Below are 11846 nucleotides of genomic sequence, written 5' to 3' on the forward strand. Positions count from 1 at the left end.
CGCAGGTCTTTCGGTTTCCGCAGGTGAACGCGGGTTGACCGACCACCAGGAAGGTGTATCGTCCGCCGGTTTCACCGCTGCACTCTTGATCAGGGGCCGCAGCAGTGGACGTGCTCAGGAAGGATGTCGCCGCTGACGATCCTGAAGCTGCCGACGGGCGGTCGACCAAACGATCTCGAACTCATCAGCCGACAACCACTGCGGGTCGTGCCCTTCCCACTCGGAGATGGGTAGTTCCGCGGTCAGACCGTAGACACTCTCGTAGTCAGCCAGCCGACCGGCGCTCTGGGCTTCTTGCCACTCGGCCAGCGACGCAGCGGCCAGAACCTTGCTGCCGGGCTCCTGCAACTCGACTTGCCGGATCACGTGCCCATCGGTGTCCAGCTCGAAGTAGAAGCAGACGGCCTCCTCGTCCCAGAAGCAGCGAAGCCAGCGCGTCACTGGTTCACCGTGTCGAAGGGCTCGTCGTGCCAGCGCCAGCCGGCGGTGCCGTCGTCGTGGATGTTCAGCATGAACTCGGCGACGGGATTCCCGTCGGGAAACGTCAGGGTGAGCGCACTGCGGATCCGGAAGTAGCACTCGTCGATCTGTTCCCATGCCTCTTCGTCGATGGCCCGCTCCTGCTCCGCGAACAGCGGACGGAACTCTTCAAAGCCGGGAAGTGTCTCGACGTCGGCGTGCATCCAGGGCCAATCGGCGCCGGTCACCGACAGCCGGGCAACCTCATGGTCGCCGCGGTAGAGCCGCCAGACACTGCCGGTGGCCAGATTCGGGTTACTCATCTCGCCATGATGGCGATCACCACTGACATTGCGATCCCCATCGCGTCCCTCAGCGGCCGCCGGACCTCGACCCCATCCTCCACCCAGGTCGCATCGAAGCCCGCCACCTCCACAGCAGGGCCTCATCGGAAAGCGCACGCGTCCGGTGAGACCGGACAGACACCAACACCAACGGACCAGATCATCTGAGACGACGAGCGAATCGGACCAGATCATCTGAGACAGGGACCAGATCGCCTGAGACGGGACAGTTCCCATTGGAGCGTGGGGCGTCAGGGCCGGCGGTTGAGCAGCAGGGCGAGTTGTCCTGTGCCACCGGACCTTGACCAATTGCCATTGAAGATTGACCACTGCCCAGTTCTTGTCAGCGAACTTTGACTGCCCAGGTCAGCGCCCGGGTCTGTACGGCCACGCTTCGGAATCGGCGAGACTCTCCCGGGGAGGCACCTGGGGACGCCACTCTTCACGGTAGCCCGGCGTGTCGTGGTAGGTCTGGGCGAGGAACCTGACCGCCATTCCAAGGCCGACGGCCCAGCCGGCATCAAAGTCCTTGCTGTTGGTGGATCCGGCTGGCATGTCGAGGTGTGCAACCGGTGCGTAGAGGTCCGTGACGGCGCGAACCATGTCGATCATGGGGATTGTGCTGTCGAGGGTCACGTCCGTGTCGGGCGGGGCGAGCGACGTGATCATCACGACGTTGTGCTCGTCCGCGTCGAGTTTCGCTCGCAGGAACTGGATGAGGCCGACATTCATAGCAATCATCCTTGCCGATGGTCTTGTGGCACGTGAAACCCTACGGGCGCCCGTCGGCCGGCGCGCCCAGTCAGACATTCGCTCGTTGCCTGGGTGGTCAACCTTCAGTGGCAGAAACCCGGGTCGGTCAAGGTTCGATGGCAATCGGTCAAGGTTCAGCGGCACGGGACACGAGTGTGCCGAGCCGAGCTAGTTGTCACTTCGCCACGCAAACTGCCACCAAGATCGCCACGGTTCGTCGGGTCTTCGGAGCCAGCGGGGCTCGGGGGTGCAGTACGAAGGCCGGGCCCGGTCCGTGATGAACCGGGCCCGGCCGGTTGCCGGGCAGCGCGCAGGTCAGCGACCGCTGGCGTACAGCGCGAGGAAGGGGGTCAGGCGGGGACGGCTGTTGGTGGGGATCCCGATGTCGTACACGCCGTAGTACACGCGCCCGTCGATCCTCACACCCGGGTCGGTGCGGTGGGCCGCGGTTCGGTGCGCCATACGGGACAGGGCGTCCCAGTTGGTTTCAAGGTCGGTGCCGAAGGGGCCGATGTTGGCCGGCTCGCCCGGTTCGGCCGGGTCGCCGCCGTGGTGGATGGTCTGGGCGATGCGGTTCTGGATCCAGCCGAAGCGGGCGGCCTCGGAGGTGGCGCCGATGAGGTAGGCGAGGGCCTGGCGCACCCCGGGGGAGTTGCGCTGTCCCGAGGTGGAGTTGATGAGGGTCCTCGCCCGCTGCTCGAGCATGAGCGCCGTGTACTGCTGGTTCGCCCGCCAGGTGTCCGGGGCCGACAGCTGGCCGTAGCTGCCGTCGGCGGAGATCAGCTGGACACTGGGAGCCGCAGCGAGGCCCTCGTGGCGCTGGATTTCCGTCGCCAGGTGCGCGGTTTCGTCGGTGTTGAAACGGTAGTGCACTCCGTGGGCGGAGTAGCCCATCAGGTAGAGGTTGTCAACGTTGAAGTACAACGCCAGGTGAGCCCTTGACCCGTCGTCCTCGTCAGTCCAGACCAGGACCCGGATGACACGGTGGGTGTCGGTCCGGGTCGGGGTGTCCATGTACGCCGAGCTGCTGTCGACGTTGTCCATCTGGTGCGCGGCGGCGTTGCGCAGCGCGTTCACCATGTCGTTGTAGGCGTAGAACTGGTCACGCGATGCCGGGCTGTTGCGCGGCCCGGTGTAGCCGTTCATGGCCCAGTTGATGTCAGTCCAACGCTGGTTGGTTTCCGCGTTGGCTTTGGGGGCGGCGGCGCCGTACAGCAGGCTGAACGCGGACACCAGAGCGAGCAGCAGTACCGCGAGCCGCCTTCCGGTTCGGCGCACGCTGGATGTCGGATGCAGGTGCATCGGGTGGTTCTCCTGGAAGCTCTGCCGCGCGGGTGTGGGCCGTGCGGTGAGTAGCCCGCGCGGGTGCCTGCCGCTGCGTCGGGGCAGGGCGCTCTCGCGGGACGGGACAGTGAGGAGGCGGCCGGCGGCCGCGCCCACCGGGCGCCTCGTCCCGGCGGGATCGAGGGTCGGCGGAGGAGGGCTTCCGGATGGCTCCGGGGCCTTCTTCCTCAGGTCTCGATCCAACCCGGCTGGGTTGGAGTGAACCATGCAATTTCGCCCGCAAAAGTACGTACCGCATACTTTTGCGGGTCGGGGGTCGCGGTTCGGCGGGGCCACGTTGAACAAGGGGAAGATCATCAGCATGGCCTCGACCACACCGGCCACCGCCTCCTTCGGCACGCTGCTGTGCGCGCTGCGCCGCAGGGCGGGGCTCAGCCAGGAGGACCTGGCGCACGCGGCAGGGGTGAGCGTGCGTACCCTGTCCTACCTGGAGCAGGGCCGCTCCCGGGGACCGCAGCGCCGCACCGTCCAGGCCCTCGCCGCGGCGCTGGGCCTGGATCCGGTCGGCGCCCGGGAGCTGGAGGAGGCCGCCAGCTCGGGGCGGCCCCGCCCCGCCCCCACGACGAAGGCCCCATCGGCCGCCGCCGAACCACCACCCGCCGCCGAACCGGAGACCGCCCTGCACCCGAGCGCGCCCGACCTGCTGCCGCGCGCACCGCGCGGCTTCCACGGCCGGGCCGCGGAGCTGGCGGCCCTGACCCGGGCCACCGCGGGCGAGGCGCCGGTGTGCCTGATCGTCGGGCCCGCCGGGGTCGGCAAAACCGCCCTGGTCCTGCACTGGGCCCGCCACGACCCCGCCGGCCTGGCCGACGGACGCCTGTACGCCGACCTGCGCGGCTTCAGCGACACCGGCGAGCCGTCCGCCGTCGAGGTGCTGCGCGAGTTCCTGCTCGCCCTGGGCGTGCCGGGCGAGCAGGTGCCGGAGTCGGAGGTCGGCGCGGCCGCGCTGTTCCGCTCCCTGGCCGCCGACCGCCAGCTCCTGGTCGTCCTCGACAACGCCCGCGACGCCGGGCAGGTCCGGCCGCTGCTGCCCGGGGGCGACCGCTGCGTCACCGTCGTCACCAGCCGCCACCGCCTGGCCGGGCTGATCGTCAGCGACTCCGCCCGCCCCGTCGCCCTCGACGTGCTGGCGCCCGAGGACGCCGGCGCGCTGCTGGCCCGCGTCCTCGGCGCCGGCCGGGTGGACGCCGAGCCGAGCGCCGTGCAGCGACTGGCCGAGCTGTGCGGCGGCCTGCCGCTGGCCCTGCGCGTCGTCGCCGCCCGCCTGGCGCAGCGGCCCGCCTGGACGCTGGCCGCGATGGCCGACGAACTCGCCGACGAGACACGCCGCCTGGCCTTGCTGGACCTGGAGGACACCGGCGTACGCGCCGCGCTGCGCCTGACGCTGCGACAGCTCCCCGGGCCCGTGGCCCGCCTGTTCGCCCACCTCGGCCGTCACCCCGGCATCCACGTCGACCGGTACGCGGCCGCCGCCCTGGCCGCCACGGACCCGGCCGCCGCCGAGGCCGCTCTGGAGCATCTGGCCGCCGCGCACCTGCTCACCGAGACGGCGCCGGGCCGGTGGGGGATGCACGACCTCGTGCGGCTCTACGCCCGCGGCCTGGACGCCGACCCCGACACCCTCAAGCGCGTCCTCGACCACTACATCACCACCGCCACCGGCGCCGTCGCGGCGGCCGAGCCAGGCTCGGAGGACTGCTTCCCGCTCCCGTCCGACTACCAGCGGCCAACCGCGGTAAGGGAGTTCGGCGACCGATCCGCCGCCGTGGCCTGGTACGCCACCGAACGCGACAACCTCACCCAGGCGGTCGCCGCCGCCAACGCCGCCGCCCTGCACGAGCGGACCTGGCGCATCGTCATGACGATGTGGCCGCTGATCGTGTGGCGCGTGCGCGACAACTGGACCCCGCTCCTGGAGACCGCCCTCGCCGCCGCGCGCGCCGACGCCGACGAGCACGGCGAGGCCCGGGTCCTCAATGTCCTCGGCTGGGTCCTGACCGAGGAAGGACGCACCCCGGAGGCACTCGTCCACCTGGAAGCCGCGACCACGCTCGCCGCCCGCGCCGGCGACGCGTTCGCCGAGGCCAACGCCCTGATCGTGCTGGCCATGGCCCAAGCCTCCCTCGGCGGCCTCGACGACGCCGCGAGGGGCTGCGAACGCGCAGTCGAGCTGACACGCGAGAGCGGCGACCAGAGGATGGAACGCCTCGCCACCCAGCACCTCGCCCGACACCAGGCCGACGCCGCGAACTGGCACCAGGCCCTGACCACCGCCACCCGCGCCCTGGCCCTCGGCAACCAACCGGACACCACCGACATCCCCCACATCCTGCTGCTCATCATCAAGGGCGAAGCCCTGCTCGGACTCGGCCACCGCACCGAGGGCATCACCCAACTCGACCTCGCCGCCCGCCAGGCAGAAGCCGCCGGCTACGACGATGGCGCCGTCCGGGCACTCACCGCCCTCCTGCGCGCAACGCCAAACGCGGAAGTCCAGGCACGCTACGACACGGCACTCGCACGACTCACCACCCGAGCCTGAACCCCAGCCGCACCCCCGGGGACCCGGTGGATGCCGCAGCGCTCAAGCACCGAGGACGGGTCCCCTGGTGACATGTAGCGCGATCAGCCTGTGACATCAGCAGTGATTCGCTCCGCAGGTCTCCCCGGACCAGACCGTCTTCGCGGTGACAACTACCTCGGCTCAGCACAGCCCCCACCGGGGTGCCTTCCCACCTGCACCGATACGGTCCGTGCAGAACGCGGCCGGCCCGATGCTCCTGTTCGAACCGCTCGGTGAACACGTCCAGGCCCTCGGGGCCCAGCTCGATCAGGCCCGGCGGCCAGGTGCCCGGCGGCACGAGGAGCACCACGGCGGCGCCCCGGTCCTCAGCGGCGGCCAGCCAGCCCGGTGACGTCTCGACGCGGGTGTCCGGCTCCCAGCTCTGGCGCCCGCCGACCATCGCGAGGCGCTTCACCCGGCCGTCGCCGACCTCGACGGCCGCGCTGGTGCCCGGGGGCTCCCCCGCCGCGAGCGTGAAGCCGCTGTCGAGCGCTGCCGGCGGTGCCGCGCTCGCTGCGGCCAACGCCCGCAAGGCGGCCAACGCCGCGTCCTCCGATGCCGGCAAGGCCTCCGAGGCCCGCCAGCGTGCAGAAGAAGCGCGTAACGCGGCCAAGGATGCCCAGCGTGCTTTGGAAGCCGCCGACCGCGCGGGCAACGCTTCCCAGGCTGCGGCCGAGGCCTCAGACGCGGCCAGGAGCGCGAGTGGCAACGCGAACGCGGCGGCCGACTCCGCAGAGAAGGCCAACCGTCTGGCGAACGCTGCCGGAGCGAGCTCGAAGCACGCGCAGCAGGCGGCCGAGCAGGCCCGCCGCCACGCAAAGGAGGCCGAGCGCGCCGCCAATGCTTCTGCCACGCTGGCCCGTCAGTCCGCCCAGGCGGCCTACCAGGCCCGCGACGCCGCCTGAGCTTCCCCCGGTGTGCGGGAGGTGCTGATTAGCTGGTCAGGGCGGGTGTGGGTGGTTCGACGGCCACTGGTTCGGCCGTCGCCTGGTCGGCGTAGTGCTTCGCCTCGTACTCGTCCGGGCTGAGCCAGCCGAGACGCTTCTGGATGCGCCGGGTGTTGTACCATCCGTCGATATAGGCGAACAGCGCCAGGTCGGCGTCGGTGCGGGTCGCGAAGGTCGTGCGGCGGACGCACTCGGTCTTCAGCACGCTCCAGAAGTTCTCGGCCAGGGCATTGTCGAACGAGTCGCCAACCGTGCCCATGCTCGCCTCAATTCCCGCCTTGAGCAGGCGGGTTGTGAGCTTGATGGATGTGTATTGACCGGGTTCAAGGGGTCGTTGCAACACCGCTGGCTTGGAGCGAGAGTAGCTGATCGTCGAGTGCCTCCGCGGGGGTTCTCCAGCCGAGTGTCTTCCGCGGCCGGGTGTTGAGTGCCCCAGCGATGGCTGCGAGGTCGCGAGCGGTCCAGCGGGCCAGGTCTGTGCCCTTCGGGAAGTATTGCCGCAGCAGCCCGTTTGTGTTCTCGTTCGTGCCGCGCTGCCAGGGACTGTGTGGGTCGGCGAAGTAAACGGCGATGCCGGTGTCGGCTTTCAGCTGGGTGTGCTGGGCGAGCTCCTTCCCCCGGTCCCAGGTCAGTGATCGTCGCAACTGCTGCGGGATGTTGGTCATTTGGACCGTGAGGGCCTTGCGCATCGCCTCGGCTCCGTAGCCGGCAAGCGCGGGGCCGTTCTTCACCCGTGGCTCGACGCCGTAGCCTTCCATCCGCGGCAGGTGGATCAGGATCGTGAACCTGGTCGTGCGCTCCACGAGCGTGCCGATGGCGGACCGGTTCGTCCCGATGATCAGATCGCCTTCCCAGTGGCCCGCGACGGCCCGGGTCTCGACCTCGGCGGGACGCTCGCTGATCATCACGTCGGGCGTCACGTGACCGGCCGCCTTCCTGCGGGCGCGGGAGCGAGGAACCCGCAGAGCACGGCCGGTCCGCAGGCACGTGACCAGCTCACGGTCGAGTGCACCGCGGCCCTGGACGTAGAGGGCCTGGTAAATCGCCTCGTGCGAGATCCGCATGGACTCGTCATCGGGGTGGTCGACCAACAGCCGCTTGGCTATCTGTTCCGGACTCCACGCCGTCGCCCAACACCGGTCCTGACGACGGGGCTTGTTCCGTCCCTTCCACTGTTCGGTCGTGGGACCGGACGCCGTCTTGCCGTCCGGCGCCTGGATCACGCCGGCCAGCCGGTCCTGGACGTACTCGCGCAGCCGCTCGTCGGTCGCGAGTTTGGCCGTCTTCGGCCGGCGAGCAGCCAGCTCGGCCTTCCACTGCGCGATCGAGGCCCGGTAGTCGAGTTGCCCGCATCGAGTGGCCACGTTGCGCCGCAGCTCACGGGAGATCGTCGACGGGGACCGCCCCAGCCTGCGGGCGATCTCCCTCACGCCGGTGTCCTGGGCCCTCAATAGGGAGATCTCCTCGCGCTCGGCGAACGACAGATACCGGCCGGACAGTGGGCTGAGCCGGATCGAGGGCATCCCGCCACGATCGCGGAACCACCGCGAACCGACGGGCCCGGACACCCCGCATGCCAGCGCGGCGTCCTCGCTCGTGAGCCCCTCGGCGATCTTCAACCAGAACGCGCGTTCCACGTCACGACGCACCGGTGGCCGACCCGGCGAACGCATCGCCGGACGCCCCGTCACCTTCGTCGTCCACCCCACAGGCCGCCCCACCCGACACCTCCACGATCGAGGTGTTGCGACGACCGGTTGAATCCACCCTATGACGCAGCGTCATACTTGATAGTTGGTAGTGAAGTTCGCATCACGCAAGGGGTAGCGGGTGAACCGGAGCGAAGCCGACGACTGGCAAGAGCCCATTGACAGGTCCAAGCCAAGTGCGGCTCGCATGTACGACCTCCTGCTTGGAGGAAACCGCAACTACCCGTCCGACCGCAGGGCGGTCGAGGAGCTCCTGAAGACGGCACCGAGCAGCCGGGAACTGGCGCTCAACAATCGCGCCTTCCTGATCCGCGTGGTCAGGCACATCGCCAAAACCTACGGGATCCGGCAGTTCATCGATCACGGCTCGGGCCTGCCCACCCAGAGCAACGTCCACGAGGTCGCCGAAGCCGTCCATCCGGACGCGCGCGTGGTGTACGTCGACAACGATCCGATGGTCCTCGGCTACGGCAGAGCCGTGCTCGACGAGAGCCCGAACGCCGTGATTCTCAACGCCGACATGGCGGACACGCCCTCGATCGTGGCTGGCCTCAAGGACAAGATCGACCTCGCCGGGCCGGTCGCTGCTCTCTTCGTCTCCGTGCTGCACTGCATCCCCGACCGGGACAACGGCGACCCAAAATCGATCATCGAACGAACGGTGGACTTGCTCGCCCCAGGCAGCGTCGTCGTGGTCTCTCAGCTGGTGAGCGACAACGCCATCGTCCGCGACACCGTGACCAAGCTGATGCAGCAGCAGACCGGCGGCAAATGGGGGCGCGTGCGCACGGAGGCCGATGTCCGCGACTTCTTCAACGTCGACAGGCTCGTCGTCGAGCCCCCCGGGCTGGTGGACGTCACCGACTGGCACCCCGACGCTCATGCCCCTGCGCGGCAGGCGAGCTGGGAGTGGATCGAGTTCGGCGGACTCGCCCGGGTCGTCTGACCGAACACGCCCACCAACTGCCCTGCCCGGCTCCCCTGCTACAGGCGGAGCTGGGCCTCCATCAGGGCGTTCTCGATGAGGCGGCGGCTGTCCCGGTAGCCAGGAGTCCTCATGAGCACGTTGTCGATCAGATCGTCGAGGTCCACGTAGTCGGGGTCCGCCCCCTCGTTGACCCCGGGGAGCGAGCCGCGGTGGAAGGAAGCAGTGCGCCCCGCCTCGTTGTAGATGACATCGGGGACCGCGTCCGCGAGTTCCTTGCGAAACCCGAGACGGGCCAGGGTGCCTACCGGCACGGCCAGGGGAGCCCGCGCGGTCATCACCCGGACGCCGACCGGCAGGGCCCGGTTCTCCACGAGGCCGAGCAGGTCCTGCAGTTGGTCGATCAGCACCTCCGGGTGGCCGAAGTCCGCGTAAAGCACAGCCTCCTCGATGAAGAACCCACCCTTGGGCCGGTCTGTGATCAGCCGCCCCGCGAACCGGGTACGGCGCTCGGCCCGCAAACCGACGACCACTTCCTGCAGACCGGCGTCCCTCAGGCTGGCCGGCAGGGTGTAGCGGGTGACGAGCCTGGAGTACGCCTCAGTCTGGAGCTGGCCGGGATCGCATTGCGGTCCACCACGAAGAATTCGGTCGCCGATTCCTCCAACGAGGTAAGCCGGAGCATCGAATCGGGCACCACCTCGCGGTGCCCACTGCGGAACCTTGACGCCCAGCCCTCCTTCGACGCGGCGAACGCGAGGGCGGTCAGGTGGTCGCGGTGGGTGCCCGGTGCAACTTTCAGGGCGTCCAGGATGATGGACACGATGTGCGGCTTGTCGATCCGCACCTCGCCGCCTTCGAGGCGGCTGTAGTAGGACCTGCTGACTCGCTTGTTGGTCGCCTCCACCACCTCGCTCTGCGTGCGGCGCCCGCGCGCGGCCTCCAGATGGGCACCCAGGAGCAGTCCTGCCTCCGCCCACGGCCGGTCCGCGCCGCCCCCGCGGCCAGAAATGAATGAGTCGACGGCCATCGGGCCCCCCAGTGGTTTATCCCAACCTTTGCGCTATCCGGATGAGTTTCGCACGAAGGGGGCCCTGCCGTCACACCGATCAGCCACGACGGAAGTCAGTCGTCAGCTGAAGATCAAACCACCAGATGATCGAATTCCCCGTTCCGGGCGCCGTCCAACAGGGCGTGGATCTCGGCGCGGGTGAACACCAAGGCTGGACCCTGCGGGTGCCGGCTGTTGCGGACCGCCACCTCGCCGTCGTCCAGCGCGCGCAACTCCACGCAGGACCCGTTGCCCACGCTGCGCCGAGCCTTCTGCCACGGGCTCTTGGCCTGGATGGTGTCCGCCGCCATACCGTTGAAGATGTCCACTACGAGCCCTCTTTCGCGAGGGAACGACACCCCACTCCCATTGATCGCATTAATGGGAAGTCCCTGTCGGGAGGTCTGCGAAATCCCGCACGGGATTTCGCAGACCGAGCGAGAAGAATCATTCCTCCTCGCTGGCAACAAAAGCCACTACACGATCGAGTGAATGAGAACGAAGTCTGCACATCTATGACGGAACTATGATCGCACTCACGGGCTTTACCTCATGGAACCTGCACAGAGGCAGCGAATCGCTGCTCCTAGGGCCCTTCTCTGGGATCGACAGACGGTGGGGTTTGTGGTCGAAATCTGGCGGTCGGCCGCTACCGGATGCGCCGTGCGGGGCGCAGGTAGCCGGTGACGATGTGGGGCAGACCGTCGTCGCCTGGTCCGGTCTCGTCCGGTCCCAGGATGTCCTGGAGTTGGGCGAGTTGGCGTTCGATGCCGCCAAGGGTGGCGGTGTTGTCCATGGTGACCACGCCGTCGACCAGGAGGCGCAGCGGGTCGGCGAGCAGGCGGGCGCGGCGTTCGGCGACGACTTCCAGGGCGACGGCGCGGGCGCTGTGGAGGCGCTGGTAGCGGGCTTGGAGGTCGGCGGGGTCGGTCGCGGGCCCGAGCTGTGCGCGGAGCCAGGCCGTGGCTGCGTCGTCCATCGCCCGCACAAGGAGCCGGTGGAGGCCGTGGAGGCCGGCCCCGGTGGCGAGGAGCAGGTGGTGGTGTCGCAGTTCGCGCTGGGCACCTGGCTCAATAACCAGAAGGCCCGCCGGGCGAAACTGGCCGCGGGTCAGCTCGCGCAGCTCGCCGAGCACGGGGTGGAGTGGGCATAGCAGGCCTCCCACCCGGACGGGCTGGCGCCCGTTGGTTTCCGCTGTGGTCAGGACGCGCAAGGCCCGACCCGGGGAGTGAATCCCTGGGCCGGGCCGGTGGCCTGCCGGCTCCGGATCTTCGGGAGCCGTTCCGGGGGCGGATGCTCCCGCAGGATCAGGCGCCCGAGGTGGCGGCGATCTGCTGGATGCCGCTGTTGCCGGGCACCTGCTGGAAGGCGCTCCACGACCCGGTGTTGTAGTCGGCGTTCGCGTTGTAGACCCGGCTGTCGGAGCCGACCGCGTACAGGTGGACGGTGTTGCCCACGGCGTTGGCGGTGATCTGCTGGATGCCGCTGTTGGCGGGCAGGGGCTGGAAGGAGCTCCACGTGCCGGCGGCGTAGTCGGCGTTCGCGTTGTAGACGGTGTTGTCGGCGGCGATGGCGAACAGGCGCACCGTGGTGCCGGTGGTGACGGCGGTGATCTGCTTGATACCGGAGTTGCCGGGCACCTGCTGGAAGGCGCTCCACGTGCCGGCGGCGTAGTTGCCGTCAGCGGTGTAGACGGTGTTGTCGGAGCCGATGGCGTACAGGTGCACGGTGCTGCCGACCGCCGTGGCGGT

At 69.2% G+C, this 11846-nt stretch carries 14 protein-coding genes and 1 pseudogene; 4 read left to right on the forward strand and 11 right to left on the reverse strand.

Annotated elements, in window-relative coordinates:
• Positions 1–114: 114 nt before the first annotated feature.
• From ACFV8H_RS22190 to ACFV8H_RS22205, 4 genes are all read right to left on the reverse strand, one after another.
• Positions 115–441, reverse strand: a complete 327-nt coding sequence (locus ACFV8H_RS22190) for a hypothetical protein (protein ID WP_380402549.1) — start codon at positions 439–441, stop codon at positions 115–117.
• Positions 438–782 (reverse strand): hypothetical protein, encoded by a 345-nt coding sequence (locus ACFV8H_RS22195; protein WP_380402552.1) that lies wholly within the window; start codon positions 780–782, stop codon positions 438–440. Before ACFV8H_RS22195 ends, ACFV8H_RS22190 begins: the two co-directional genes overlap by 4 nt.
• 387 nt (positions 783–1169) lie before the next feature.
• Positions 1170–1535: a DUF6221 family protein gene (locus ACFV8H_RS22200; protein ID WP_380402555.1), complete on the reverse strand. Its 366-nt coding sequence runs from the start codon at positions 1533–1535 to the stop codon at positions 1170–1172.
• A 336-nt stretch (positions 1536–1871) separates the two neighbouring features.
• Positions 1872–2858, reverse strand: a complete 987-nt coding sequence (locus ACFV8H_RS22205) for a ribosome-inactivating family protein (RefSeq protein WP_380402558.1) — start codon at positions 2856–2858, stop codon at positions 1872–1874.
• 343 nt (positions 2859–3201) lie between these two features.
• On the opposite strand from ACFV8H_RS22205, the gene ACFV8H_RS22210 reads away from it, so the two are divergent.
• Together ACFV8H_RS22210 and ACFV8H_RS22215 are read left to right on the forward strand one after the other, a co-directional pair.
• The gene (locus ACFV8H_RS22210) at positions 3202–5442 is read left to right on the forward strand and encodes a helix-turn-helix domain-containing protein (protein WP_380402561.1); all 2241 of its coding nucleotides are present in this window, start codon (positions 3202–3204) and stop codon (positions 5440–5442) included.
• 386 nt (positions 5443–5828) lie between these two features.
• Positions 5829–6368 carry a hypothetical protein gene (locus ACFV8H_RS22215; RefSeq protein WP_380402564.1) on the forward strand — a complete coding sequence of 180 codons (540 nt, stop codon included), beginning with the start codon at positions 5829–5831 and terminating at the stop codon, positions 6366–6368.
• A 28-nt stretch (positions 6369–6396) separates the two neighbouring features.
• Here the strand turns inward: ACFV8H_RS22215 and ACFV8H_RS22220 are convergent, their stop codons facing one another.
• The gene (locus tag ACFV8H_RS22220; protein ID WP_380402567.1) at positions 6397–6753 is read right to left on the reverse strand and encodes a transposase; all 357 of its coding nucleotides are present in this window, start codon (positions 6751–6753) and stop codon (positions 6397–6399) included.
• The gene (locus ACFV8H_RS22225; RefSeq protein ID WP_380402730.1) at positions 6734–8083 is read right to left on the reverse strand and encodes an IS30 family transposase; all 1350 of its coding nucleotides are present in this window, start codon (positions 8081–8083) and stop codon (positions 6734–6736) included. Before ACFV8H_RS22225 ends, ACFV8H_RS22220 begins: the two co-directional genes overlap by 20 nt.
• Before the next feature lie 157 nt (positions 8084–8240).
• On the opposite strand from ACFV8H_RS22225, the gene ACFV8H_RS22230 reads away from it, so the two are divergent.
• Positions 8241–9065, forward strand: coding sequence for an SAM-dependent methyltransferase (locus ACFV8H_RS22230; protein WP_380402569.1), 825 nt, complete (start codon positions 8241–8243; stop codon positions 9063–9065).
• 38 nt (positions 9066–9103) lie between these two features.
• On the opposite strand, the gene ACFV8H_RS22235 is transcribed toward ACFV8H_RS22230, so the two are convergent.
• The 4 genes from ACFV8H_RS22235 to ACFV8H_RS22250 all read right to left on the reverse strand — a co-directional run bounded on the left by ACFV8H_RS22235 (position 9104) and on the right by ACFV8H_RS22250 (position 11074).
• The gene (locus ACFV8H_RS22235) at positions 9104–9703 is read right to left on the reverse strand and encodes a Scr1 family TA system antitoxin-like transcriptional regulator (protein WP_380402732.1); all 600 of its coding nucleotides are present in this window, start codon (positions 9701–9703) and stop codon (positions 9104–9106) included.
• The gene (locus ACFV8H_RS22240) at positions 9598–10074 is read right to left on the reverse strand and encodes a helix-turn-helix domain-containing protein (RefSeq protein ID WP_380402572.1); all 477 of its coding nucleotides are present in this window, start codon (positions 10072–10074) and stop codon (positions 9598–9600) included. The genes ACFV8H_RS22235 and ACFV8H_RS22240 overlap by 106 nt, the downstream gene beginning before the upstream one ends.
• A 113-nt stretch (positions 10075–10187) precedes the next feature.
• Positions 10188–10406: a DUF397 domain-containing protein gene (locus tag ACFV8H_RS22245; protein WP_380402735.1), complete on the reverse strand. Its 219-nt coding sequence runs from the start codon at positions 10404–10406 to the stop codon at positions 10188–10190.
• 338 nt (positions 10407–10744) lie between these two features.
• A complete protein-coding gene (locus tag ACFV8H_RS22250) occupies positions 10745–11074 on the reverse strand; it encodes a hypothetical protein (RefSeq protein ID WP_380402574.1) in 330 nt (109 codons plus the stop codon).
• A gap of 18 nt (positions 11075–11092) precedes the next feature.
• Between ACFV8H_RS22250 and ACFV8H_RS22255 the strand changes: the two genes are divergently transcribed.
• Positions 11093–11248: a hypothetical protein gene (locus ACFV8H_RS22255; protein ID WP_380402577.1), complete on the forward strand. Its 156-nt coding sequence runs from the start codon at positions 11093–11095 to the stop codon at positions 11246–11248.
• A 154-nt stretch (positions 11249–11402) separates the two neighbouring features.
• On the opposite strand, the pseudogene ACFV8H_RS22260 reads toward ACFV8H_RS22255, so the two are convergent.
• Positions 11403–11846, reverse strand: a pseudogene (locus tag ACFV8H_RS22260) (hypothetical protein); the annotation flags it as partial.

Origin of the sequence: Kitasatospora sp. NPDC059827, assembly GCF_042731675.1 — a bacterium.
In the GTDB taxonomy this organism is placed as follows: domain Bacteria; phylum Actinomycetota; class Actinomycetes; order Streptomycetales; family Streptomycetaceae; genus Kitasatospora.

Excerpts from the sequence above, each read along its gene's own strand:
- ACFV8H_RS22195 (WP_380402552.1), bottom strand. The coding sequence starts at position 782 with ATGAGTAACCCGAATCTGGCCACCGGCAGTGTCTGGCGGCTCTACCGC.
- ACFV8H_RS22210 (WP_380402561.1), top strand. The coding sequence starts at position 3,202 with ATGGCCTCGACCACACCGGCCACCGCCTCCTTCGGCACGCTGCTGTGC.
- ACFV8H_RS22200 (WP_380402555.1), bottom strand. The coding sequence starts at position 1,535 with ATGAATGTCGGCCTCATCCAGTTCCTGCGAGCGAAACTCGACGCGGAC.
- ACFV8H_RS22225 (WP_380402730.1), bottom strand. The coding sequence starts at position 8,083 with ATGCGTTCGCCGGGTCGGCCACCGGTGCGTCGTGACGTGGAACGCGCG.
- ACFV8H_RS22250 (WP_380402574.1), bottom strand. The coding sequence starts at position 11,074 with ATGGACGACGCAGCCACGGCCTGGCTCCGCGCACAGCTCGGGCCCGCG.
- ACFV8H_RS22240 (WP_380402572.1), bottom strand. The coding sequence starts at position 10,074 with ATGGCCGTCGACTCATTCATTTCTGGCCGCGGGGGCGGCGCGGACCGG.
- ACFV8H_RS22205 (WP_380402558.1), bottom strand. The coding sequence starts at position 2,858 with ATGCACCTGCATCCGACATCCAGCGTGCGCCGAACCGGAAGGCGGCTC.
- ACFV8H_RS22245 (WP_380402735.1), bottom strand. The coding sequence starts at position 10,406 with ATGGCGGCGGACACCATCCAGGCCAAGAGCCCGTGGCAGAAGGCTCGG.